A 24,386-nucleotide genomic window follows, 5' to 3' on the forward strand; every position below is an offset into this window, starting at 1 on the left:
TCGCATCTGACGGCTATACTGCCTACAAGCTTGCTCAACAACAATTCATGTTGCAGAACATGGACTTCAATTTGTTCCAAGTTATCGGTCTTACCAATAATGATCCTGTTTCTACTGAATATCGTTGGCTCAAACAGACAATTGAACGCCTCAACCGAACTTTCAAGTTCTCTTATCAAATCACTAATGGCTATGGTAGCGGGGAAGGCTCAAACACTCATGTTGCACTCTTTGTCGCCTATTACAATTTTCTTCGTCCCCATTCATACACCTACTGGCAGCCACTGAATTTTATCCCGGAACTTGAATCCATTCCTAATATGCCAGGCAAGTGGCAGAAACTAATTGAGCTTTCTCAACAATTGATTTTATCCAAGCAAGTCTCGTAGCAGCGTTTATGCCGCGAAAGCCTCTTGATAATGAGTGCCCGGCATGTTAGGCTATCGTGCCGGCATCAACCACCTTCAGAGCCCTTCTGCCTTGTTCAGTGTGGGGGATGCCTCTGATGCCTGCAACATGCCGGCAGAGGCTCATTGTCAAGAGGACCGTGGAATAAATGCGGAACTTTGGTATATTCTTCACTTTTCAAGGTGCATTTTGTCTCGATAGTGGCAGGCCACATTTTTCATATGCTACTTTACACTATCCTTTAGCAATAACCCACACATATATATAATATATTATATTATATGATTTGTCACGTTTTTTAGAATTTTCTACTATTTTTTTGCTGTAAAATATTTAGTTAACTTATTTTTACCGCTCTCTCGGAAATTTGTCTAAAGTTTTTAATAAAAATCTCTTAAGAATAGTCAAGTCTGTAGAATTAACTTTGCCATCACCGTTCAAATCTCCAGCCTCAACCCCTTTTTCCGGCACTTCGATAATCTTCAACAGGTATCTCTTCATTACAGTCAAATCCGTTGAAGTTATATACCCATCCTGATTCATATCTCCATATAAAACAGGGTCGACAGGGGTTCCGTCTACAGTAAATGTATATACAGATGTCCCTTCTCCCTTATTAAGCTCAATGGTCTTAACAAAAGACTCTTGACCCGGAACATTTACAGTAACTTCATATATGCCGTGGAAGCCTCTGAAGTCAAATGCACCTTTGCTGTCGGTAGTACCCGAAGTAATTGTGGTCCATTCCTCCAGCAAAGCTTCGTATCTTCTTCCTGCCTCATTTATAGTCCAGTCCTGATCCACTATTGCAGCATCCTGCCCTCTCCAGTGGACACCTGCCCAGTAGCCCCACATTATAACACCGTCAACGGATGGATGACTGAATGCTATACGGTAAAGATTTTCAAGGTTCTCCGCCCTCTTATTTACATCCGGTGTTTTAGAATCATATTCGGTTACCCATATAGGAATCCCCAAAGTTGCCAAATTATCCAGTCTCGCCTTTACAACAAGGGGATCAACAGCTTCATCAAAATGCCCCTGTACCCCTATACCATCTATCTCGGCACCGTTTTCCAACAGCGATTCAATCTGCCTTATGTAATCATCACCCTCAGCATAAGTGATAATGTTGAAATCATTTACAAAGAGCTTTGCATCGGGATCCAGTTCTCTGGTTCTCTTAAACATATAAGGCCATATGGAATCTCCCAGACGACTCTTGAAGAAATCCCCATGGAGCATCTCATTGTTTACATCCCAATGAAGGAATTTGCCCCTAAAATGGGGAACGACACTGTCAAGTCTTGCATCTATCGCTTTTTTAAGAGCATCTCCTGTAAGCCCTTTAATCCAAGACGGCTGCCATTCATCAGGTTCCCAGAATACGCAATGACCTCTGACCTTTATATCGTTCTTTGCACACCAATCATACAAACTGTCCGCATTAGCATAGGAAACATTGCCCTGACTGCTTTCGTTAGAGTACCATTTTGCTTCGTTTTCAAATACTGCCCACTCATAATGATCTTTGAAAAACTCGGTATAACGGGAATCATACATTGCATTTACGGTGATAGCAGATCCAAACCCAAAATCATGTTTTACCTGCCTCACATCAAGGCTCACCCCTGAGACCGGCTTATTGTTTGAATCCACAATCTTTATTTTTGCGTCCCTTTTTCTAATTTGCTCAATTCTTGCATTTGCCTCTTCCTTCCATGTCGCAGACGAACCTACTTCGGTCACTGCGATGTCATCCACATAGTAGCTGACACCTGCTGTTGGGCCTTCTATATAAAGCTCAAGGTTTGTAACATCAGTACCGGTATAATTGTATGGTCCTGACAGCCTATACCATTTGGAACCGTCAACAGTACTTAGCGTTATACTGTCATACACCGGTTCCTTCCCGTCATCGACTTTCTTCATTGATATTTTGACTTGATGGCTTCCTGTTCCCACAATTTTGACCCATGCCGAAATTTGATAGGTCATACCTACGGTCAGCTTATCAAGCATGTCCTGAGCTACACCATTCCACTCCTGAGTCCTGTCATCAACGACAACGCAATAGCTTCCGCTGTGGGCATCAGTGTCAACTACATCGATACTACAATCTCCATAAGGATACCACCCTTCTGTGCTCCCTAGCTCGAATCCCGGATTGAAAAGTAGATTGTCTTCTGCTGCCAAAGCCCCATCCATAGGGATAATAAAGGTCAGCAACAAGGTAACAATAAGAATAAGTGTTCCTGCTTTTTTCATGAAAAAATCATCCCCCTAAAAAAAATACATATCGTAACTATATTGCTTCGCAAAATTAGAGGGTTTTAAGTCGCTTAATTCATTTTTTTCGGAATAAAGTTTCCTTGAAAAACAGAATTGTAAAGTATAAAAGTAACTACAATTAGAAGGGGAAATGTCGGCATTGCAAACCTGCCTTCCCCGCCTTCAACCAAGGCTATCAGAATTGATACTCCAATAACTAATATATATACAAGAGAAAAAACAAGCAATATATTATTACTGATTTTTTTCCCAGTCTGCCTCCTTGTTATGAAAAATACTAAGGGGGCTACTAAAAACGGTAATTGCAATAAAATCAAAATACTCCTTTGAAGAATGTTAATAAATCTAACAGGCATAGGGACACCCGTCTCTGTCCTTATAAGGATTCCAAAGGTTTTCCAAAAATTCACTTCCGATCTTAATACAGCTCTAAAATATACATCAGGCTTCTTTAGCATAACTTTTATACACATATCCTTGACTTTCTTCGACAGTTCCTCATAGTTAAGCCCGGTTTTTTCCTGCAATTCATCTGTTATTGCCCATATCGTATCGATATGAGGAGTTCCTTCCCGAATATTTTTATCTCTTTCCCTTATATATACTTCCTTAATGACATTATAAGGATAATCATTCGGCGCCAACTCAATATAGTCCCCTGCCATCTCCATAAAGGCAAACCCACGGCCTGTAGCTATGCTGAATGTATTATTATATTTCAAGTTTACATATGACCAGCTAACTACAGAAATAGCCAGAGGTATCAAGCTTATAAAAGAATATAATATTATCTTTGGAAGTTTATATTTTTCTTTCCATAAAGCAAACAGAAAATAGACAGTATATAAAAATGGCAGCACAAAATATATAGGTCTTGTTAATCCGGCAATACACGAAAGTACTATAACAGATATTATCTTCAAAAACACATGGTTTTTATTGGTGTTTATATTCGTAAATAATGCAAAACTCAGTATTATGAAAAAAGCTGCCGTGGTTTCACTCAAAATAGCCATTTCAAAGAACAAAAACGGTATAAACAATGAGTAAAGGCACGAAGCAAGCAAGGATATCATTGTATTATTTGTGAATTTATAGATGATATTCGCAATTAAATATGAAATAGTTATTCCCATTATCATTTGTATGAGAACGACAATTTTGAGGTTCAATCCCGATAATAATATAATAAACGGATATCCCGGAGTCCTTAGCCCGTCAAAATTTGAAAAATCAAGTTTTGCAATCATATTTGCCAACTCAATGTATGATTCTGTATCCGGACACATTATTGGATCGGATGTAAAAAAAATCACCAAACGAACAACTGAAATAAACAAGGTATACAATAACAGCACTGGCTTAAACTTCATTTTCTCGTCTCCACACATTATGTAATTTCTTATTGTTTGTTGTTAATGATTGCCAAGTTAAGTAATTATTAAACTATATCAAGTATATCAGTGCTATTTTATCCCTTCAACCTACATTTTCCCTTATGTTGAAAAACCAACTACAACAAATGATCTGATAGCTCCCTCTTTTCTGAATTTTCTCTTAATATCTAATATTTGAAAATAAAAAAAGACTTTGGAATATCCAAAATCGATGAAAATTTTGATTGCAAAATATATAGGATGAATCTTGATTTAATTGAGATAAGGGAAATTACAATAAATGTTGAGAGAATTTGTCCGTTTACAATTCCTGGAAGCATATGCATTTGTCAAGGCCAAAATGCCATAGCAATACATTGCATCCTTTACAAATGTACATACTTCCAGTAGTTATAAATTAAGAAAATTTTACCAATTCGCTATGATCTGCCTAAATAAATATACTGATTTTATTTATTTCGCTCATATATAATTCTTAGCCCTTCCATTGTAAGAAGTCCATTAATTTCATCTATTGTCTCGGATTCGCTGGCAATAAGCCTTGCCATTCCGCCGGTAGCAATAACTTTTATATTGTCTTCCTTCATTTCCTTCTTCATACGTCGCACTATATAATCAACTTTTCCAACATATCCGTATATGATTCCAGCCTGCATACTGGCAACTGTATTGCGTCCTATTACCGTTTCGGGCTTCGTGAGATCTATTTTCGGAAGTTTTGCCGCCTTCTGATATAACGCTTCTGCAGAAATCTTTATCCCGGGACAGATTACCCCTCCAAGGTATTCGCATTTTGATGAAACTGCACAAAAGGTTGTGGCAGTGCCAAAATCAACAATAATAAAAGGTCCTCCGTATAGTTCGCACGCAGCCACTGCGTTGATAATCCTGTCCGCTCCTACTTCCCTTGGATTCTCATACTTTATATTTATTCCGGTTTTGATCCCCGGCCCCACAATCATTGGTTCCCGCTTGAAATACTTTCGTATGGCATGTTCGATAGAATACATTATAGGCGGTACCACAGAAGCTACAACTACCGCTTCAATCTCGTCAATATCCAGCTTTTCATAATTAAAAAGACTTACCATAAACATGCCGTATTCATCTGAGGTCTTTCCCTTGCTTGTCTCCATCCTCCAATGATTCAAAAGATTTGTGCCATCATATACCCCAAACACAGTGTTGGTATTTCCAACATCTATAACCAATATCATTTTAATCACATCTCCAAATGTCTAAACTCCAAGTCTCATACTCTTGATTTCTTTTATTTCAAGCTTTATTTCCTTTTCAATTCTTTCAATATCCAGCTTAATGTCTTCCACAGTTTCCTCAGCTTTTATTCTTCCCGAATCCCTATAAGAATAGCTGTTGTTTTGTGTGCCACCTGTTCTCGGCTGCCCATTTTCTTTTCTAAATCCGTTTCCTTTATGAAAGTTGTTATTTTCCTTATAAGAATTTTCATCCCTGCCGGGACGCGGACTTTTTACATTGGCATTTTCTCTGCTCTGTTTATTATCTTTTAAATTCGGCCTGTTTTCCTTTGCGTAATTTCCATCCTTATTGTAATTATCTTTGTTGTAATTGCTCTTATTTGAATAATTTCCCTTGTTCGCACCCTGATCATTGTTATTTCTTCTATTATTATAATAGTCTCTTCTTCTGTTATTTCTGTTACTGTTATTATTGCCGGTATTTTTATTTGTGTTGCTTGCGCCGTTATTAACACTGCTATTATTGCTGCTCCTGCTGCTATTTACACTGTCGCCACTGTTGCCGTTATTACCGTTGATATTATCAACCACTATGAATCCCCCTTCTGGAATAAGTATCTCCTCCCTGTTTGGGTCAAAATAAAATGTTCTTCAAGGACATCTTTGTTTGACTGCAAGTCTCAGGTCTTAATCATTATCGTCATAATCACAATTCCAATAAAGCTTTTGCATTTAATCCCAAAATGGCATTTTCAGCCTCTTCCCCAAGATTAAGTCCTTTAAGCTTTGAAATTGCCTCCCCCTGGTCCATCCAAGGAGAATCTGTCGCAAAAAGAATTTTCTTTAAGTCATGGTTCTTAATAATCCTTTTTGCCTGTTTGTCATCAATAAAGTCCAGACTGTATGAAGTATCCAAATAGATGTCGGTTCCCACTAAAAATCGTTCTACATCGTCCCAGAAGGAGAAACCTCCCATATGTGCAGCTACAACTTTGCACCCCGGAAATGTCCGAACAATCTTTTCAAGTCTTTCAGGTGTCGCATGATATGGCGCAGGAAGACCAATATCCACACCTGCATGGAATACCACTATAAGGCCTAATCCAAAAGCTGTCTCATAAATCGGAAACATCTTTTTGTCATCCACAAAGAACTGCTGATAGTCGGGATGGAATTTTATACCTCTAATTCCCATATCCTTCATCCTGAAAAGCTCTCTTTTCCAATCTCCATAATCCGGGTGAATACTTCCAAACGCAATGATCTCTTCATCCTGAATTTCAGCGGACCAGTTATTGATATTTTCTGTCTGTGTCGCTTTTGTAGCAATAGAGAGAACAACTGATTTTGAAACACCGGCCTTTTTCATCGATTCCTTCAATCCACTTATTGTACCGTCAACCCTTGGAGGAATGCCGGCAGTCGCAGCAAGCTGCGAGACAGCTCTTGGAGCAAGCTTATCAGGAAAGCAGTGTACATGGAAGTCAATAATCATTGTACAACTCTCCCAACATATAATATAACATAATATTAAATTAATATAATTAATCTATATAAACAATCCTATGGGCTATGTATATCCCAAAAGTCCTCTTACAGAAACCTCTCCCGACAAAACTTCTCTTACTGTTCCGTCACTTAATCTTACTATAAGCCTGCCATTTTGGTCTATATCCTGTGCAGTACCAATATACTGCTCTTCCTTGTAATTTATAAGCACCTCTTTTCCCAGCGTTACGGAATACTTTTTCCATTCTTCAATAATTACACCCACTTTGCCTTCTTTAATTGTGTCATATACTTCTTCCAGTTCCGACAATATTGTTTTTACAAGATGACTTCTCCTGAATCCAGAGATATCCAAACCATGCTTCTCTTTTAAATAAATACCCAAAGATGTAGCTCTGTCTCTTATCTCTTTAGGAAACTCAGATTCCTGCTGGCTAAAGTTCATCCCAATCCCAAGGACAAGATAATTGACTCTTTCCATTTCCATACTCATTTCCGTAAGGATGCCGCAGACTTTTTTCCCATCCAGAACTATATCATTAGGCCATTTTATTCCGGCATTTACGTCCATAGCTTTCTTTAATGCGGAGGCTACTGCTACCGAAGCAGCAAGGGTAATAATTTGAACATCCTCCAATCCAACAGCCGGGCGCAACACAATAGACATCCATATTCCCTTCTTATCCGTGGAATCCCAGCTTCTACCCAACCTTCCCCGCCCCTGGGTCTGGCGTTCGGCCAGAACAACCGTGCCGTCATCGCAGCCCTTTTGAGCAAGTGTTTTTGCATAGTTATTGGTTGAATCAACCTCGGAAAAGCAGTGAACACTTTTGCCAATAGTTTCAGTGTCAAGACCTTCTTTTATTTCCCATGGATTAATTATATCAGGCACATAACTTAATTTATAGCCTTTTTTTGAAGAAGAATCAATAACATAACCTTCTTTTTTTAGCTCGTTAATACATTTCCATACAGCAGTCCTTGATACTCCAAGGCCGCTGCTCAGCTCCTCGCCGGAGACAAACTCCCCCTTTGAGTCTTTTAGCTTTCTTAAAATAACATCTTTCACCTTTACCCTCTCTTACTAAAACTAAATGTCAGGCTTTTTTGCCATAAAAGCTTTGCCTGCCTCTTTATCCAGAAAAACAACTGCCTTACTTCCTTTATCTTCTACCTTTTCTAATTTACCTTCTTTTTCCAACTCACAGTAGAAATAGTACAACATTATATCGTTGATATTAGGATAATCTTCTTTTAAGTTTTCAACAATATTATTTATATATAGTTCCTCAGAATTATCAAATAAAACAGGCGAATCCAACCTTTTATCCAAAAGGCTTATGTGCTCACTTATAACAGTGCTTGTAACAAGGCACTCCGGAAGTCTGTACAATCCAAAGGGATAATCCTTAATCGGCATAATTGAGTCAAGATAAAGCCCCATCACCGCTTGATGATTAAGTCCAATCTCATACAGGTATCTATCCGCCACAAAGCAATACTCTGAAGGCAGCTCAAGCTTAACGCATTTTAAGCTTTCAGACCTGTATTTCTCAATATCATCTTTAGGATTTAAGAGTGCTGATATGCACTTCATTTTAGTATTTCCTATAATTACTTCCTTTTCGAAACACTCTGACAGCTTCAAACCGCACTCTACAGCATTTTCAACTTCCTCTGCAGGGATGTAGTAGTATACTTCTACCATAGAGACACCTCCAAAAAGCTTACCTTTGTACTGTACCAAACAATCCAATTATACTAATTATAACACTTCAGTTCAAAGAAAACATCTATTGCCTCGTTATATTATTTTAGCAGATTCAAGTCAAATCACAAACTGTTATTTTCTTATATAATCTTACCCCGTCCCTATCACTGCATTTATCCAATGCGTCCTGAATATTTATGCCAAAAAGTTCTTCCCCCTCATAAATCTCCATCAACGGCCTTAGAACAAAAGCTCGTTCAAACATTCGCGGATGGGGAATTGTCAACTTAGGTGTATCAATCCTCAAATCACCATAAATAAGAATGTCTATATCAATGGTCCTAGGCCCCCAACGAACTACGCGTTCCCTCTTAAGAAGCTTCTCAATCCTCAAAAGTGCCTCAAGAAGTTCCTCCGCTCCAAGAGAAGTACTAATTTGCACAGCCATATTTAAAAACCGTCCCTGTTCGGTATAGCCCACAGGGTCAGTCTCATAAATACTCGAAATATTCTTAAGGCTTACATCGGAAATAGCAGAAATATTGTTTAGGGCATCAAGTAAATAGCTTTCCCTATCCTCTATGTTTGAGCCCAAAGATAAAAACACATTATAATTCATTGGAAAACCTCTCTATTTCCACTCCCACCCATTTAAACTCCCCTTCTATAGGAGCATCAGGCTTTCTAACCCGGACAACAATTCGGTCTATTTGCCTATATGTCGACAAAATTTCCCGGGAAATGATATGAGCAAAGCTCTCAATTAGTCGAAATTTATTATTCTCATTTATACATTTTATAATATCATATATTTTTGAATAATCCACTGTTTCTTCAAGTTCATCCGTTTCCCCGGCTTTCCTCAAATCCACAAAAGCTTCAATATCAATATAGAAATTCTGCCCCTTCTCCCTTTCCTCAGGGAAAACACCGTGATAGCCATAAAGTTTTATGTCTTTAAGCATTATTTTATCCATAACAACTATATCTCCAATTCCCTCTCTACCGTAAAAATCATACTCTTACCATCGCATCGGTCATCCTGACCACCCGTACCATTTCCTTTACATCGTGGACTCTCACGATATCCGCTCCGTTGGCAATGCCAAGAGTGATGGTCGCGGCAGTACCTTCAAGTCTTTCATTTACAGGCAAATCCAAAACATTTCCTATAAGAGACTTCCTTGATGTCCCAAGAAGGACCGGGAGATTCAGGGTATTTAGCTCCCTCATTCTTCTCATTACCTCAAGGTTGTGCTCCAAGGTCTTTCCAAAGCCTATTCCGGGATCAACGACCATGTTTTCTCTGGTAATTCCTACCTTTTCAGCTATCTCAATACTCTTTCGCAAGAATCGTATAATATCGCCCATGAGGTCTCTGTATTCCTTGGTGTCACTATTATGCATCATAATAACCCCGGCACCGTGCTTTGATACAACCTCCGCCATAGCCGGGTCTTTCTGAAGGCCCCAAACATCATTTACGATACAGGCCCCTGCACAAAGAGCCTTTTCTGCAACCAAGGCTTTACTGGTGTCAACCGATATAGGTACATTGAGCTCCTTTGAGAGACTTTCTATTATCGGTACCACCCGGTTTATTTCCTCCAGGGCGTCAACCTGCTGATATCCCGGCCTTGTCGACTCTCCGCCTACATCTATTATATCGGCACCGGCATCCACCATTTCCTTTGCCCTTTTTATTGCACTGTCAATCTTAATATACTGCCCACCGTCAGAAAAAGAATCCGGGGTAACATTGAGTATCCCCATAACATATGTTTTTTCATCTATGGGTAATTTATACTTGCCGCACTCAAAGTACTCCGGTTTACCCTTCTCCAAGCCCTCCAGAAGCCTTTGGATTTCATTGGCTATCTCCTTGAGGCTCCCGCCTTGCATACGAAGCTTGTACACAAGTCTATTATACTGACTGTACGTACCCATCAAAAGAATATCGGAGCTTTCCGTGCTAAAACTCGCCACACCTCTGTTTACAGCAGCGTCGCCGCCTTTGCCCAGCATTTCCTGCTTGATTATATTCGCCTCAAAGGTGCTTACATCTTCAAGCTTTATAGCAATAGACAATGCTTTAGGCGATAGCCATGTTATGGCCGATGCATCCACACCGATTTTGCGAATCTCTTCTCTTGCTTCATGCATATCATTTATATAGACAATTCTTGCATTTATCATATAAATCCCACATCCTTTTCAATTAGAAATGCTCGAGAACTAAAAATACCTAATTTCTGCCGAAATCCCCGAATCGTCCACCTTTAAAACTGCATAGGAATACTGCTTCTGCATCCTTTTATCGGTGGGTGAACCGGGATTTACATACAATACGCCGTCTATTTTCTCGTTATAGGGTGCATGGCTGTGTCCAAATATCACACAATCCACCTTATCCTTCGCAAACACCGCCATTGCCCTTTTTAATGCAGTGGCTCCGCCGGCTCCATGGGTTATGCCGATTTTAAATTCACCCACATTTAGTATCTTTTTAATGCCCAGCCTGTCGTGCATATAATAATCGTCATTATTTCCCGCCACAGCCTCAACTGGCGCTATCTCTTCCAGTTCATATATTACATAGTCTTTTAAAATGTCCCCCGCATGAATTATAAGATCCACTCCACGAAGTCCGTCTAAAAGTTCCTGGGGGAGGTTTTTTATCCTTCCTCCTATATGTGTGTCCGATACCACTCCTATTATCATAAACTTGACATCAACCATCCTTAAAAGTATTCTTGAATATCTCTTCCATATCCTCTTTAACTACCGTCCGAGCATTGGACAAAGTGCTGTTCTGCTTCATTGCCAAGCTTGCATAAAGCTCAATCTCCTCTTTGGTCAAAACAGGTCTTTTGGGAATAAGTCTTTCAACTATTTCCCCAAGGGCATCAATGGACGATAACCTAAGAAGGCTTAGCACATTATCTATTTTTCCTTTCGCCACCTCATAATTATACTTAAGGTACTCTTTCACAAGCAATCCGTTTGCCCTGCCGTGGGGAATATCTTTAAAATATGTCAGAGAATATCCCATGCCATGTATTATTGTTGTACCGGTATGGGATATCACCATACCGCCTAACATCGACATGTATAAAAGCTTTTCCCTCACAGCATAGTCAAACCTGTTGTTTAGAAGGTCTTCCTGGCATTGGCCGAATATCCTTATGGCTTCAACAGCCAAAACATCGCTGACAGGTGTACTCTTTTTTCCCAGATAACCCTCCAGGGCATGGGTAAAGGCATCTATTGCCGTATCTATCGTCGTTTCATAGGACATGCTTTCGGTGTATCGTGCATCAATGAACGCTACAACTGGAAAGGTATCCTCATTGCCAAAGCTCTTTTTGGTCTTTATATCATCGCGGGTGAGAATCGAATAGGGAGTAACCTCACTTCCGGTTCCTGCGGTGGTGGGAATCGCTATTATGGGAAGAGGCTTGTTTTCAAATACGTTTTTGTACAAGTCCACAGGCTCAATATCATTTCGTGCCAGTACGGCTATTGCCTTCGAAGCGTCCAAAGGCGAGCCTCCTCCAATTCCGATGATAAAATCGGCATTAAACTTTCTTGCCGCCTCCCCTCCCTCCTTTACGTTTTCAAGAGAGGGATTATTGGCAACCCTGTCATAAATCTCATAATCAATGCCGTACTCCTCAAGCACTTCGATAACATCCTGAAGGGCGCCGCTGGCCTTTGCAGAGCTCTTTCCCGTCACAAACAAAGCTCTTTTGCCAAAGCCTTTAAATACCGACTTGTTTTCTTTTATACATTCTCTTCCGAATAAAACCTTTGTGCCTATCTTAAACTTAAAATTCATTTACTTTCATTCTCCTCTACCGATACTTGTTAACATAGCTTATATAGTTTGTGCCTTCAATGCTCTATCCTAAGGACATATTAACTTTTGAATATTTATTATTTTATTATTATAATATAAGAAGCATCATTTTTGAAGGTTTTGCGTACGGTTTTTACGTTGTCACGGTTTATCGACTTTTTTCTATGAATTTTACGCAAAATACAATATATAATTTTTGTAATACTATAAAAGTTATTATCGATAATTTATGTGGTATAATTAGTTGAAAATATCCGGGTAGCATTACTGAAAGCCAGAATTAATTTAAGGAAATGTGGGATTAATTATGTCAAAAAAAATAGGAATAATTGACCTTGGCTCAAACTCTGTAAGGCTCGTTATATTTGAAATAATGCCCAATGGTGCCTTCAAGCTTATTGACGACATAAAAGATACCATAAGGCTAAGCGAGAACATGATTGATGGAAAGCTTCTAAATGACCTTGCCATGCATAAGGCCGTTAAAACCATCAAGCTCTACAGGAAACTATGCAATTCCTATGGCATACCCTGTAATCGCATCATAGGGGTTGCTACCGCAGCGGTGAGAAAGGCAGAAAACAGAGATCAGTTCCTGAGGCTTTTAAGTAGCTCCACAGACATAAATTTCAGGCTAATCTCCGGCGAAGAAGAGGCCTCTTATGTTTATAAGGCGACGATTTATTCCCTGGATATCCATGAGGGAGTAATTGTTGACATTGGCGGTGGAAGCACCGAAATAATCTCCTTCAAGGACAATAGCATAACAAATTCCATATCAATTCCCATTGGCTCAGTTGTCGCAACGGAAAGCTTCCTTGGCAAAGACACCATCAACCCGGATCAACTTGCCCTCCTTGAAGACAGTGTCCGCAAAATGCTTAAAGAGCAGAGCTGGCTTTGGCAAGAGGGCAACAGGACATTGATAGGCTTGGGAGGGGTAATACGAAATCTTGGCAAAATCCACAGAAATCGTGTTGATTATCCGATAAATCATGCTCACAACTATGAAATGAAGATTGACGATTTCTATAGTATATATGATGACCTAAAAAGTATGGACCTAAAATCCCGCAAAAAAGTGAAGGGTATTTCTTCGAGCCGGGCTGACATAATAGTAGGCGGGCTTGCAATCCTTAAAACCATTATATCAATTTGCTCTCCGTCCCACATTCTAATAAGCGGATTTGGTCTTAGGGAGGGTATTTTATTTGACTATATTACCGCTACAAACCCTAGGGTAAAATTTACAGATGCCTTAAGCTTTAGCCTGACAAACTTTATGGAGCTTTACGGCGTAAGGAAGAACCATGCAAAACATGTTTGTTTTCTTGCGCTTTCCCTATTCGACCAGCTAAAGCATCTACATAATTATGGCGAAGAGGTAAGAAAGCTTTTAAAAGTAGCCTCGTTGCTGCATGATATCGGTATTTCCATGGGCTATTACGAGCACTATCGGCACTCATTCTACATAATTTTAAACTCCAGACTTACCGGACTTACCCACAGGGAGACTTTGCTCATAGCAGCCATAGCTGCGTCTCATTCTAAGGATAAGTTCAAGGAGAACTGGCAGAAGCGCTATAAAAAGATTCTTTTGCCGGGAGATACAGAGCTCTGGGAAAAGCTCTCGGTATTCTTAAAGCTGGCAGAATGTCTTGACAGGAGTGAAACAGCCGTCATAAAGGCACTGGAATGCCATATTCTTGCCGATTCGGTCAAAATCCAGACCATAAGGGAAGGGGATTCAGAGCTCGAAATAAGTCTTGCCAATGAGTACAGCAATACTTTTCGCAAGGTCTTTGGCAAGTACCTTATAGTAACATAAACAGTTAATCTTATCTTAATCATTGGAGGCGTTTTATGGGAAAGGAAATCGAAAGAAAATTTATTGTAAACGGTGATGCTTACAAAAGTCTTGCAAAAGGAGTCTTGTACAGACAGGGTTACCTATGCTCCGATATGGGAAGATCGGTTAGAATACGCATATTTAATGACAAGGGATATCTTACGGTTAAAGGCCCGTCCAAAGGTGCCACAAGGGCGGAATTCGAGTATGAAATTCCTGCAGATGAAGCAAATGAAATGCTGGAATATCTTTGTGAAAGGCCTATTATAGAAAAGTTCAGATACAAATATCAATTCGAAGGATTCACCTGGGAAATTGATGAATTCCTTGGGGAAAATCAGGGACTGATAATGGCTGAAATCGAACTTCCGGATGAAAACACTGTTTTTAAAAAGCCTGATTGGATTGGCAGGGAAGTCACCGGCGATCCCAGATATTTAAACTCAAACCTCATTCGCAATCCCTACAAAAACTTTAAAGAATGATTTATCATTAAATAATGAGCGCAAATTATAGCCTTGCCTGTATAAATTGCTTTAATAGGTTCAGGTTCTAATATTTATACAAAAATGTGTATAAATAACCATTTGCATACCGCCATTCTAGCTGATAAACTTAGTTTCAGTGTGTATACATTATACATGAGTTTAAATTAGAATAGAAGGTATTTACAATGTTTAAACCAAAGCTTTTTACTACTTTAAAAGGTTACAGCAAACAGCATCTACTAAAGGATATAACTGCGGGAATAATCGTGGGAATAATCGCACTGCCTCTGTCAATAGCCCTTGCGATTTCATCAGGTGTCTCCCCGGAAAAGGGGCTATATACTGCCATAATCGCAGGATTTCTGATATCCTTTCTAGGCGGGAGCCGAGTACAGATAGGAGGACCTACAGGGGCTTTTGTTGTTATTGTCTACGGAATCCTTTCCCGGTACGGTTATGAAGGTCTTGTTATTTCAACCATTATGGCAGGTATATTTCTTATTCTTATGGGTGTTCTAAAGCTGGGAAATCTCATAAAATTTATACCTGAACCAGTGATAACGGGCTTTACCAGTGGTATCGCCGTTGTGATTTTCTCCGGCCAGATAAAGGACTTCTTAGGATTAAGAATTGATGAGGTTCCCTCTGAGTTTCTTCCGAAGTTTGCAAGCTACATAGCCAACATAAGTACAATTAATTATCAAAGTTTGATAATAGGCATTGTTTCCATAGCAATAATCATTCTGTGGCCAAAAATCAACCGTAAAATCCCGGGCTCACTTATTGCTATCATAGTGACCACCTTGGCATCATTGATGCTAAAGATGGATGTTGAAACTATTGGAAGCAAGTTTGGAGAGCTTTCCTCCCAACTTCCTCCGTTTTCAATACCCAACATTGACGTGGGTTCTATTCCGCAATTTATACGTCCTGCATTTACAATTGCCATCCTTGCGGGAATTGAATCCCTGCTGTCGGCAGTTGTAGCAGACGGTATGGTAGACGATAAGCACTGCTCTAATACAGAACTTATAGCCCAAGGTGCTGCAAATATCGCATCAGCGCTCTTTGGCGGCATACCGGCAACGGGAGCCATTGCAAGAACTGCCGCCAATGTAAAAAACGGAGGTAATTCGCCGATAGCAGGAATGGTTCATTCTCTCACTCTTCTGGTCATAATGCTTGTGTTTATGCCCTATGCCACATTGATTCCGCTATCTACTCTCGCCGCAGTATTAATAGTCGTGGCTTACAACATGAGTGAATGGAGAGTCTTTGTCAAATTCTTCAAGGCACCCAAAAGCGATATTATCGTCCTTCTTCTGACTTTTTCTCTCACAGTCATTGAAGACCTTGTCGTTGCTATAGAAGTTGGAATGGTCATTGCAGCTTTTCTGTTCATGAAGAGAATGGCAGATGTTACTCATGTCAAATCCATATCCGAGAAAATTGAGGATATGCCCAAAGAGGCCGCTTCCCAGTCCATTAATGACAGTAAGATTTCCAACGATGTTATGGTTTACGAAATCAACGGTCCTTTCTTCTTTGGTGCAACAGGCAAAATCGTTGAGGTAATGGATGAAATACAGAAAAAATCACCTAAAGTGATGATATTAAGAATGAGAAATGTTCCCGCAATTGATGCAACGGGATACTCCTCCTTGTATGGACTTTACAAGAACTGCAGAAAAAATGATACAAAGCTTCTTCTCTCCAATGTTCAGCCTCAACCAATGAAGGTTCTTGAAAAGTACGGATTTATAGACAAACTGGGAAGGGAAAACCTGTGTCTTGATTTAGACCATGCCCTATTGGAAGCAGAACAATCCGCATAGCCAATGGGAATAAAAGAGGCTAATGCAAGCGGTTGGCGCAAGGAGTCTTCATTCCTGCGCCAACTTCATCCAATACTCTTTCACATTGCCCACAATGGATGCTAAATGCTCCTTCGGATGCTTGCTTTCCCATTGTTCAAAGTGGCTGAAAGTATGCCCTTCCGCCAATGTGGTTGGAGAATTATTTTTGTCGAAGGGCCCGGACACACCTGCCATCCACCCTTTTTCTTGCCATGATTCGTCGCTTTGACATCTGAACCGAAAAAGATAATACTCTTTATCTTCATCGTCAAATATATTCATCAGCTCTATTTCATCCGGCACTCTACCCAATTCGGTAGGATAGACAAGCCAGTCCACCATGTTTGATTCTGCAAAGCATCTCTGATTTCTATACTCTTCAGGATATATTTCACTCCTTCCCATCTTCACGAGAGCATCATAAAACCAGTTTCTCACCTCGCTACTTCCGGCAATATCCATTAAATCTTCCTTCGCCGGCTCACAACCGTGTTTGAGCAAGGAAATCACAGCAAACATCTTCAATCTCATATCTTTTATGCTCATTAATCTCTTTAAAGCCATAGTTATCTCAGGAGCTATGATATGACCTGCAAGATCAAAGTAAACCCCTGCACTGCTCCGAAGCCCAAGATATTTATCATCATCCCAGAGCGAACCATTTTTAATAGTGTAGTTCAAAACTTTATCAACCATACTCAAAATGTCCCGAATTATTTTGCTTCTATGTTCACCCAATACCTCTTCATCAACCAGGTCATTATTAAAATAATATAATAAAATAAGATATATTTGACTCGCAATATCATTATTTTCGGTAAACTTCAAAATTCCCGGAAACAGTATCTGAGGAAATCTGGGGTTTTCCAATAGATTCCCGAAAGGCAGGCTCTTAAGCTTCATATAGTCCTTTCCCAACACTTTTAAGTATGCGATCATTGCCTGCTCATTTCTATATGTTGACAAAAACTGCATCACAGCTATCTTTGCATTCGGATTAAGCTCATCATATATGCTTTCAACTTTGCTTATGTACTCCATATAGGGTTTATCTGCACAAATATCTATCAATCGCGCCGATATGTCTTGCCATTCGTAGGTTGGAGGCGGAAATTCATTCTTGGTCATCTCCAGAACCTTAAGGCCCTGCTCTACGCTAAACTGCATATTTTCCAGTTTGCTTATTGCATCTTCCCTTATCTCCTCCGATGAGCTGTTAAGCTTCTCAAACAGTTCGTCAATTTCATCTCTTTTTTTGAAAAAATCTATAATCCCCATATTCATCTCCCTCTAGTTACTTTGATGCCACTATTACAAGCATTTACTCAGCACATGTAATTTTATACATATAGTTTATCATGTATGTCATTAACCGAAAATAGAAAAATAATAAAAAATTTCATATTGATCTAAAAAAGCAGAATTGCATGGCTTCCCACACAATTCTGCCTTTCTACTGTGATAATACGTCTTATTCCTTAAAATTCTCTATAGCTTTATCGGCAAACTCTGTTGTTACTATTTTTTCGTAGGGCGCTTCCTTTTTGAGTTCCCCTGCCATACTCATTACTTTTTGAAGGAGCTCTAAAGACTCCTTATTCAATATAGGATCCTTGCTCCATGCATCCGTATCCTTATATCTTTTTGCCACCGTCACTAAAGTCTCCACATCCGAATCGGGGAAAGAGGGCTTTATAACCTCCGCTATCTCCTCCGGTGTATGGCTTTCAACCCACTTCTGACCTTTGTATATAGCATTGGTGAATTTCTGAATTATATCTCTGTTGTTTTCTATGTAGCTTTTGCTTGCGTAATATGCTGTATAAGGAATCTCACCGCTTTCTTCTCCTATGGATGCAATTATATATCCCTTGCCTTCCTTCTCCACTGTAGAAGCCACCGGTTCAAACAACGTGACATAGTCGCCCTGTCCTCCGGTAAATGCCCCCGCCATCAATGCAAACTGAACGCTTGTGTCAACATTTACGTCAAGGCCCGGCAACAGGTTATTTTTCTTTAATACATACTCAAGGGTCATTTCTGGAACTCCGCCTTTTCTGCCGCCTATTATCGTCTTTCCCTTAACATTTTCCCATTTGAAATCCGGTTCCGGCTTCCTGCCCACCAAGAATGATCCGTCACGTTTTGTAAGCTGTGCGAAGACAACAGCGTAGTCCTCTCTGCCTTCATTATACACATAGATGGCTGCCTCCGGTCCGGAAAAACCTATATCTGCCTGCCCGGACAAAACCGATGTCATCACCTTGTCGGCACCCTGTCCGTTGGTAAGATCTATCTTGAGCCCTTCTTCCTCAAAGAAACCCAGGTTCAAGGCAACATACTGGGGAGCATAGAATACCGAACGGGTAACCTCACTTAATCGGACAGTGGTATAGTCCCTTTCCCCGCAGCCCGCAAAGGACACCATTAATACTGCTGCTATAATCAAAATTAAAGTAACTTTTTTCATGTTAACACCTCCACATACATATTCACTTTCTCTTTACAACAAGTCTTTCAAACCATGCTACCATTCGGTACATCAAAAATGCGGCGGCGGCAAGTATAATAACACTCGCCATCACAAGATCCAACTGGAACACCTGCCCTCCATAAACAATCAAGTAGCCTAGCCCTGCCTTTGAAACCAAGAATTCTCCCACGATAACTCCAACCCAAGACAGTCCGACACTTACCTTAAGGGCATTTACCATAACCGGTAAGGAAGATGGAAGAACTACTTTTGTAAGTATCTGAATTTTACTTGCCCCAAAGGTTTTAACAAGCTTGATTTTGTCATTGTCGACGCCAAGAAACCCATTTAAAACCTCCAGTATAGTCACCACAATGGAGATTGTCATTGCTATAACCACTATTGCCATAGGTCCGGCACCTATCCATACTATAAAAATCGGACCTAGTGCAATCTTCGGAAGGCTGTTTAGCACCACAAGGTAGGGCTCCAGGACCTTTTCCAAAAACTCAGACCACCAGAGAATTACCGCTATCAATATTCCAATAAGAGTACCGAAGAGAAATCCCAGAGCCGTTTCCATACATGTCACAATAACATGGTTAAAAAGCTCGCCATTTCTGTATAGGTCTAAAATAGTTTTTATAATCCTCGACGGTTGGCTGGAGATAAAGGGATCTATCAATCCAACTTTCGCAGCCAATTCCCAGAAGGCAAAAAATAATACCAATATAGCTATTTGTGTGACGAAAATGATTTGCTTTTTCCTCTTTACCTTCCTCAAATATTTCAAATGTTCCGGTGATATGTTCGGCTTGTTCTTATCAGACATAAACATCAAGCTCCTTCCATATCTTATTGAAATACTCTCTGAATTCCGGTGCTTCTCTGGAACTTAGCGGTGTTCGATTTTCACAGTTCAATTTAATATCGTGTATTGATTTGATTGTTGCCGGCCGTTTTGTCAGCACGATAACCCGGTCGGCCATGCTTATCCCCTCAGATATATCATGGGTAACAAGTATTGCAGTCTTATTCTCCTTCTTAATGATTGAGTATATGTCTTCCGTCACTGCCAGTCTTGTCTGATAATCCAGGGCTGAGAAGGCTTCATCAAGAAGTAGTATCTGAGGCCTTGCCACAAGAGTTCTTATAAGGGCCGCCCTCTGTCTCATTCCTCCCGAAAGCTGCGAAGGGTATTTGTCTTTGAACTCATAGAGTCCATATGTATCCAAAAGTTTTAGTGCATATTCCTTTGTATCTGAGTTTAGCGTCCTCCTTATTTCCGGTCCCAAAACCACGTTCTGATAAATGGTCCTCCACTCAAAAAGATGATCCTTTTGGAGCATATAGCCCACCTTATCGGAAGTCTCCATAACAGGTTTTCCATCCACCAATACTTCTCCTGTGGTTGGAACCATGAGTCCTGCAATTAGCGACAATAGTGTCGATTTGCCACAACCACTTGGTCCGACTATGCTTATAAATTCACCCTCCGAGACCGAGAAGTTAATATTCTCAAGGGCATCGATTTCCCCATTAAGCGAATGGTATTTCATACCCAGGTTGCATACCGACACAACATAATTCATTTTACCACCTCCAACCATTGGGCTTTATATATTATATTCTCGGGCTTTTTAATTTGGGACGGTTTTACATAAAGAAAAATGAGCCATAGAAGCATGTCTTTGGCTCATTCGTTTTAGGAATTGTAAACTTATCAATATATTGTGCGGACAACAACTCACTTCATAATATAAATCAACATCCATATTAGCTTCTGTGCAATAAGCATATCTTCTCTGCATTTTTCCATTCTATCTTTCTCAATGCCATCCTTATGGGCCACTCTATTTCTATAATTGTTCTTGATGTATTCCAATGACCCTATAAAAACCTTGCGGTTATATTCTGCGTCACTTCCCAGTACAAATTGCTGAACGGGGGGCTCTTTATCAAAACTGTTGCAGTTTAGCCTTGTTCCTTTAAAATCCTTCAGCAGGTTCCAATCAATATAGGAGCTTCCCTTCCATTCTTCAAACCTGGATTTGTCTGGCGGCAGAAAATAACTTGAATAGACAGGACCACCTCTGCCAAACTTTAAAAATCCGTCACTGAGCACTCTGATTGCCGGCCCCATCTCAAGGCACTCTTTTGGCTCAGTCTCGTTCTTGTCTTTAAAAAACCTGACCGAATTGGAATCTATATTCATTCCCGGTCCGTCAAACACAATATTGTATTTTATTTTAATGTATATATCGTTAAGAAGGTACTCAATCACCTTGGTAAGGGGTATCATAGACGGAGAATAGTCAAGGCTGTCCGCATCTTCCCTTGAAACCAATGTTCTGTAAACTATCTCAGACGTAATCATCATACTTTTGCATTCTTCATCCAGCCTATCCCAACAGCCTTTGTCGTCCAGCTTAACAAAAAAATCCACTATTTGCTCACGGTCAATGTACTTTGCTGAGATGCGTTTTGTCAGCGACTGGATACGGGGTTCGATAGCTGTAAAAAATTCATCTGCCATGTCTTGGTAGCCAGCCTTCTCCCTAAGCTCCTTGATAGATGTAAGCATACTTTCGATATCATCATCCAGCTTTTCGAGCAAAATGTCCTTGATAACAATATCGACTCTATCGAAAAACGAACGGTTTCTAACAGAAGACGCTCCCCTATCAATATCTCCCAAACGCAAAGAAAGATTTTTTGCCCTATCTACATCATCCCATGATATGACCATTGCAATCTTATCATCATGATGTATATTTCTTATAAATTCATTATCTATATAATTTTTCCCGTAGGTTTGAGCAATCAGAGCTATATAAATTCCTTCGGGATTCGAAAGGGCTAGCATTACATTGTATAACCTTCGGAACATGTCGGATTTGATCTTATCCTGCGCTCCTTTGTACTGATTCTTGATGTTACGGATGTCCTGAATCATGCCCCATTCTTCAAATACCGTTTCCTTTACAAAGTTCCTGAGATAATCAAAACTTTCTTTTTCCTTTGGCGTGCTTATTTTTTGATACAATTCTTCAATAAATTCACATGACCTAATCACTGCATCATGAATATCCTTGTAATTTCTCTGATACAAGAGTTTTTCTCTCTGCAAATCCGCATATAAAATATTCATATATTCATAATTATCACAAAAAAGAATCGTCTGGAATAAGAGTATCAGCACATAGGCACATTGGTAATTGTCCTCGCTTATGTCGGAATAATTGTCAATCATGAATTCTACCGCATCTTTGCTTCTCCCCTCTCCCAAAAGTGCGAAAATGACCAAAGCGGCAAACATGGGGAAATAATCGGTGACATAGGTTTTGAACTTACTCTTTAACATGTTCTTGTTTTGATTATATAGTTTTAATAGTTTAGTACCTATACCGTCTGCTTTTTTAAGCTTTTCATTTGCCTTCCTGATACATTCAAATTCTCCCGCCTTTTGAAATTTCAAAATTTCTTCATTCCATGTTGTGTTCCCCGGAAGTGAAGTAATAAATACCTGTCCGGAACCTCCCACATAGATAAGCAGCTCTTCTATATAACCACACATGATAGATCTTATGGCATCATATCTGCTTACCTCTCCGGATTCACTCAATTTGATAAAGGCGGGTAGAACATACTTTGTATAGATATATAAGAATACTTCTTCATTTTTTGCGTGCGTTAGCCACATTAACGGATACAAGACTCCGGGAGTTTTTAATAATTCAATACCTTCAATGAAACTATCAATATCTGCACAGGTAAGATTGTCATAATCCAAGCTCTTTCCTATTATCTGTTCACAAATAAATTTATATTTAAAACCAGCTGGTACTCTAAAATCTCCATCAATCTCAATTCCCCGCTCTTCCATATATATTTTTTTGAGCAGTTTTGTTTTATCGCAAATTTCCTTGCATTTGTATTTTTCTGAAAGCATCTCCATCAGTTCATCCAAGTCAATTCCAAAATATAATTTACTCAAGTACAATTTTTCAAGCGCTTCCGAGTAAATACCACATTTATATGTATCCCTCAAATAGCGTGCAACTTCATTCATACATCTTGTTTTTACTTCAGGCGATGGATATTTCATATCTCTTTTTATTTCATTTGGTGCCCTCATGGACACACCTCCCTGAGATTGGTATTGTATGAGCTGTACAATTTTAAGCCGATGAGTTTGTATATATATTAATGTAACATCAAAAGGCTAGAACGGCAAATAGGAAAATGCACCAAGGTTTTTTCTTATCTGTTAAGGTTTTTCCCGCTTAATAAGTACTTGTCCCTTAAGGTATATGTTTTAAAATAAATCTTGCCTATTATGGTAACAACTTGCTATAATTAACTTATGTAATTATGTTGGAAGTTAATTTTGCAAGTTTATAGCAACTGACATTATTTTTATGTGTATATACATAAAGTTAAAAGGAAGGATTAGCGACAGTCGCAAGTAAATATAAGTTGTGATGTTCGGTGACGTATGTCGGGAATATTATAGTCCTACGAAATATCATTGATACAAGATAGGCTAATAGTATGAATATTACATATTTGGAGGAAAAAAGTGATGAGAAAAATATTGATTTTAATAGTGATACTATCACTAGTTACAGCCACAGCTTGCTCTAAAACAATAGATGGTGACTCTGTTGATAATAGCAATAAAGAAATTGAGAATACAGATGTTCCACTGAATACTGATAACAGAACTGAACTTGCAGATGTTTACATATTAGCATTAGATTCACTTATGCCAATTGATGAAGGCCTTAATGGAGATATGGAATATATTGCTATAGAAACACAGACATTAGAAAATGCTACCGAGTCAGATAAAAAAGCTGTATTAGAATATTTCAAAAAATATGATGTCAAAATAATGGACGAATCGTTTGAAACTTTAAAAGCAAAGGGAATGGTAAAAGATTTAAACAGTTTGGATGGGCTTCTTCTACGAATTGTAAAAGTTGATAAAATATCAGACAATGAAATTATTATTGAATGTTCTAAGTTCCGTTCGGGATTAGGTGCTGTTGGAGTTAAATGTGTTCTAAAAAAAGAAAATGACAAATGGATTGTAAGCAGTTCACAATTGACGTGGATAAGTTAGAATAGCTAAGTATGTTTTTTTGAGAACAATGCATACATGGATAGAATGAATATCTGGTCGATGTTACATGAAAAACCGGGAGATTTGAAGTAACATTGAGGTATAAATTGTAAACACCGATTATTTGAGTATTTATGAATATATTAAGAGAGGGAAAAAGTACTATTATTAATATGATACGAGGTTTTGGCTTATTCGA

The 24,386-nt window shown here is 39.2% G+C and carries 22 protein-coding genes and 1 pseudogene; 6 read left to right on the forward strand and 17 right to left on the reverse strand.

Annotated features, from left to right (window positions below; genetic code table 11):
• Together EFD62_RS14675 and EFD62_RS17530 are read left to right on the forward strand one after the other, a co-directional pair.
• Nucleotides 1-389, forward strand: a pseudogene (locus EFD62_RS14675) (transposase); the annotation flags it as partial.
• A gap of 43 nt (nucleotides 390-432) precedes the next feature.
• On the forward strand, nucleotides 433-609 hold the full coding sequence (locus EFD62_RS17530) for a hypothetical protein (protein WP_162302521.1): 177 nt from the start codon (nucleotides 433-435) through the stop codon (nucleotides 607-609).
• Nucleotides 610-756: 147 nt separating this feature from the next.
• Here the strand turns inward: EFD62_RS17530 and EFD62_RS14680 are convergent, their stop codons facing one another.
• The 12 genes from EFD62_RS14680 to EFD62_RS14735 form a co-directional block, all read right to left on the reverse strand.
• Nucleotides 757-2,676 carry an endo-1,4-beta-xylanase gene (locus tag EFD62_RS14680; RefSeq protein WP_128706367.1) on the reverse strand — a complete coding sequence of 640 codons (1,920 nt, stop codon included), beginning with the start codon at nucleotides 2,674-2,676 and terminating at the stop codon, nucleotides 757-759.
• A 74-nt stretch (nucleotides 2,677-2,750) separates the two neighbouring features.
• The gene (locus EFD62_RS14685; RefSeq protein WP_235832667.1) at nucleotides 2,751-4,073 is read right to left on the reverse strand and encodes a hypothetical protein; all 1,323 of its coding nucleotides are present in this window, start codon (nucleotides 4,071-4,073) and stop codon (nucleotides 2,751-2,753) included.
• A 473-nt stretch (nucleotides 4,074-4,546) separates the two neighbouring features.
• On the reverse strand, nucleotides 4,547-5,314 hold the full coding sequence (locus tag EFD62_RS14690) for a type III pantothenate kinase (protein ID WP_069195626.1): 768 nt from the start codon (nucleotides 5,312-5,314) through the stop codon (nucleotides 4,547-4,549).
• Nucleotides 5,315-5,335: 21 nt separating this feature from the next.
• Nucleotides 5,336-5,905 carry a hypothetical protein gene (locus EFD62_RS14695; RefSeq protein WP_069195625.1) on the reverse strand — a complete coding sequence of 190 codons (570 nt, stop codon included), beginning with the start codon at nucleotides 5,903-5,905 and terminating at the stop codon, nucleotides 5,336-5,338.
• Nucleotides 5,906-6,020: 115 nt separating this feature from the next.
• Nucleotides 6,021-6,809 carry an amidohydrolase family protein gene (locus EFD62_RS14700; protein WP_069195624.1) on the reverse strand — a complete coding sequence of 263 codons (789 nt, stop codon included), beginning with the start codon at nucleotides 6,807-6,809 and terminating at the stop codon, nucleotides 6,021-6,023.
• Nucleotides 6,810-6,884: 75 nt separating this feature from the next.
• Complete coding sequence (locus tag EFD62_RS14705) at nucleotides 6,885-7,892, reverse strand: biotin--[acetyl-CoA-carboxylase] ligase (RefSeq protein ID WP_069195623.1); 1,008 nt, start codon at nucleotides 7,890-7,892, stop codon at nucleotides 6,885-6,887.
• A gap of 21 nt (nucleotides 7,893-7,913) precedes the next feature.
• Nucleotides 7,914-8,531, reverse strand: coding sequence for a hypothetical protein (locus EFD62_RS14710; protein WP_069195622.1), 618 nt, complete (start codon nucleotides 8,529-8,531; stop codon nucleotides 7,914-7,916).
• A gap of 115 nt (nucleotides 8,532-8,646) precedes the next feature.
• Nucleotides 8,647-9,153, reverse strand: coding sequence for a 2-amino-4-hydroxy-6-hydroxymethyldihydropteridine diphosphokinase (folK, locus tag EFD62_RS14715; RefSeq protein WP_069195621.1), 507 nt, complete (start codon nucleotides 9,151-9,153; stop codon nucleotides 8,647-8,649).
• Nucleotides 9,143-9,511: a dihydroneopterin aldolase gene (gene folB, locus EFD62_RS14720; protein WP_235832668.1), complete on the reverse strand. Its 369-nt coding sequence runs from the start codon at nucleotides 9,509-9,511 to the stop codon at nucleotides 9,143-9,145. The genes folK and folB overlap by 11 nt, the downstream gene beginning before the upstream one ends.
• Before the next feature lie 37 nt (nucleotides 9,512-9,548).
• Nucleotides 9,549-10,730, reverse strand: coding sequence for a dihydropteroate synthase (folP, locus tag EFD62_RS14725; protein WP_128706369.1), 1,182 nt, complete (start codon nucleotides 10,728-10,730; stop codon nucleotides 9,549-9,551).
• A 39-nt stretch (nucleotides 10,731-10,769) separates the two neighbouring features.
• Nucleotides 10,770-11,255, reverse strand: coding sequence for a metallophosphoesterase family protein (locus EFD62_RS14730; RefSeq protein ID WP_069196394.1), 486 nt, complete (start codon nucleotides 11,253-11,255; stop codon nucleotides 10,770-10,772).
• Nucleotides 11,256-11,265: 10 nt separating this feature from the next.
• A complete protein-coding gene (locus EFD62_RS14735; protein ID WP_069195618.1) occupies nucleotides 11,266-12,372 on the reverse strand; it encodes an iron-containing alcohol dehydrogenase family protein in 1,107 nt (368 codons plus the stop codon).
• A gap of 328 nt (nucleotides 12,373-12,700) precedes the next feature.
• On the opposite strand from EFD62_RS14735, the gene EFD62_RS14740 reads away from it, so the two are divergent.
• The 3 genes from EFD62_RS14740 to EFD62_RS14750 all read left to right on the forward strand — a co-directional run bounded on the left by EFD62_RS14740 (nucleotide 12,701) and on the right by EFD62_RS14750 (nucleotide 16,565).
• The gene (locus EFD62_RS14740; protein ID WP_069195617.1) at nucleotides 12,701-14,221 is read left to right on the forward strand and encodes a Ppx/GppA phosphatase family protein; all 1,521 of its coding nucleotides are present in this window, start codon (nucleotides 12,701-12,703) and stop codon (nucleotides 14,219-14,221) included.
• Between the two features lie 35 nt (nucleotides 14,222-14,256).
• Complete coding sequence (locus EFD62_RS14745) at nucleotides 14,257-14,727, forward strand: CYTH domain-containing protein (protein ID WP_069195616.1); 471 nt, start codon at nucleotides 14,257-14,259, stop codon at nucleotides 14,725-14,727.
• 188 nt (nucleotides 14,728-14,915) lie between these two features.
• Nucleotides 14,916-16,565, forward strand: a complete 1,650-nt coding sequence (locus EFD62_RS14750) for a SulP family inorganic anion transporter (RefSeq protein WP_128706370.1) — start codon at nucleotides 14,916-14,918, stop codon at nucleotides 16,563-16,565.
• A gap of 48 nt (nucleotides 16,566-16,613) precedes the next feature.
• On the opposite strand, the gene EFD62_RS14755 is transcribed toward EFD62_RS14750, so the two are convergent.
• The 5 genes from EFD62_RS14755 to EFD62_RS14775 form a co-directional block, all read right to left on the reverse strand.
• Complete coding sequence (locus EFD62_RS14755; protein WP_235832669.1) at nucleotides 16,614-17,864, reverse strand: hypothetical protein; 1,251 nt, start codon at nucleotides 17,862-17,864, stop codon at nucleotides 16,614-16,616.
• 193 nt (nucleotides 17,865-18,057) lie between these two features.
• Nucleotides 18,058-19,056, reverse strand: coding sequence for an ABC transporter substrate-binding protein (locus EFD62_RS14760; protein WP_069195613.1), 999 nt, complete (start codon nucleotides 19,054-19,056; stop codon nucleotides 18,058-18,060).
• 22 nt (nucleotides 19,057-19,078) lie between these two features.
• Nucleotides 19,079-19,891 (reverse strand): ABC transporter permease, encoded by an 813-nt coding sequence (locus EFD62_RS14765; RefSeq protein ID WP_069196393.1) that lies wholly within the window; start codon nucleotides 19,889-19,891, stop codon nucleotides 19,079-19,081.
• Complete coding sequence (locus tag EFD62_RS14770; RefSeq protein ID WP_069195612.1) at nucleotides 19,884-20,651, reverse strand: ABC transporter ATP-binding protein; 768 nt, start codon at nucleotides 20,649-20,651, stop codon at nucleotides 19,884-19,886. Before EFD62_RS14770 ends, EFD62_RS14765 begins: the two co-directional genes overlap by 8 nt.
• A 155-nt stretch (nucleotides 20,652-20,806) precedes the next feature.
• Nucleotides 20,807-23,197 carry a hypothetical protein gene (locus tag EFD62_RS14775; protein ID WP_128706371.1) on the reverse strand — a complete coding sequence of 797 codons (2,391 nt, stop codon included), beginning with the start codon at nucleotides 23,195-23,197 and terminating at the stop codon, nucleotides 20,807-20,809.
• A gap of 447 nt (nucleotides 23,198-23,644) precedes the next feature.
• Here EFD62_RS14775 and EFD62_RS14780 point away from each other — a divergent pair, with 447 nt between their 5' ends.
• Nucleotides 23,645-24,187, forward strand: a complete 543-nt coding sequence (locus EFD62_RS14780) for a hypothetical protein (RefSeq protein ID WP_235832670.1) — start codon at nucleotides 23,645-23,647, stop codon at nucleotides 24,185-24,187.
• Nucleotides 24,188-24,386: the final 199 nt, after the last annotated feature.

It is taken from the genome of Acetivibrio mesophilus (assembly GCF_004102745.1).
GTDB classification, from domain to species: domain Bacteria; phylum Bacillota; class Clostridia; order Acetivibrionales; family Acetivibrionaceae; genus Hungateiclostridium; species Hungateiclostridium mesophilum.

Bases quoted from the DNA above. Each gene is read 5' to 3' on its own strand.
- EFD62_RS14735 (WP_069195618.1), bottom strand. From the start codon at position 12,372: ATGAATTTTAAGTTTAAGATAGGCACAAAGGTTTTATTCGGAAGAGAA.
- EFD62_RS14730 (WP_069196394.1), bottom strand. From the start codon at position 11,255: ATGATAATAGGAGTGGTATCGGACACACATATAGGAGGAAGGATAAAA.
- EFD62_RS14775 (WP_128706371.1), bottom strand. From the start codon at position 23,197: ATGAGGGCACCAAATGAAATAAAAAGAGATATGAAATATCCATCGCCT.
- EFD62_RS14710 (WP_069195622.1), bottom strand. From the start codon at position 8,531: ATGGTAGAAGTATACTACTACATCCCTGCAGAGGAAGTTGAAAATGCT.
- EFD62_RS14740 (WP_069195617.1), top strand. From the start codon at position 12,701: ATGTCAAAAAAAATAGGAATAATTGACCTTGGCTCAAACTCTGTAAGG.
- EFD62_RS14770 (WP_069195612.1), bottom strand. From the start codon at position 20,651: ATGAATTATGTTGTGTCGGTATGCAACCTGGGTATGAAATACCATTCG.
- EFD62_RS14755 (WP_235832669.1), bottom strand. From the start codon at position 17,864: ATGGGGATTATAGATTTTTTCAAAAAAAGAGATGAAATTGACGAACTG.
- EFD62_RS14765 (WP_069196393.1), bottom strand. From the start codon at position 19,891: ATGTCTGATAAGAACAAGCCGAACATATCACCGGAACATTTGAAATAT.
- EFD62_RS14680 (WP_128706367.1), bottom strand. From the start codon at position 2,676: ATGAAAAAAGCAGGAACACTTATTCTTATTGTTACCTTGTTGCTGACC.
- folP (WP_128706369.1), bottom strand. From the start codon at position 10,730: ATGATAAATGCAAGAATTGTCTATATAAATGATATGCATGAAGCAAGA.
- EFD62_RS14760 (WP_069195613.1), bottom strand. From the start codon at position 19,056: ATGAAAAAAGTTACTTTAATTTTGATTATAGCAGCAGTATTAATGGTG.
- folB (WP_235832668.1), bottom strand. From the start codon at position 9,511: ATGGATAAAATAATGCTTAAAGACATAAAACTTTATGGCTATCACGGT.
- EFD62_RS17530 (WP_162302521.1), top strand. From the start codon at position 433: ATGTTAGGCTATCGTGCCGGCATCAACCACCTTCAGAGCCCTTCTGCC.
- EFD62_RS14685 (WP_235832667.1), bottom strand. From the start codon at position 4,073: ATGAAGTTTAAGCCAGTGCTGTTATTGTATACCTTGTTTATTTCAGTT.
- EFD62_RS14690 (WP_069195626.1), bottom strand. From the start codon at position 5,314: ATGATATTGGTTATAGATGTTGGAAATACCAACACTGTGTTTGGGGTA.
- EFD62_RS14750 (WP_128706370.1), top strand. From the start codon at position 14,916: ATGTTTAAACCAAAGCTTTTTACTACTTTAAAAGGTTACAGCAAACAG.
- EFD62_RS14745 (WP_069195616.1), top strand. From the start codon at position 14,257: ATGGGAAAGGAAATCGAAAGAAAATTTATTGTAAACGGTGATGCTTAC.
- folK (WP_069195621.1), bottom strand. From the start codon at position 9,153: ATGAATTATAATGTGTTTTTATCTTTGGGCTCAAACATAGAGGATAGG.
- EFD62_RS14700 (WP_069195624.1), bottom strand. From the start codon at position 6,809: ATGATTATTGACTTCCATGTACACTGCTTTCCTGATAAGCTTGCTCCA.
- EFD62_RS14780 (WP_235832670.1), top strand. From the start codon at position 23,645: ATGAGAAAAATATTGATTTTAATAGTGATACTATCACTAGTTACAGCC.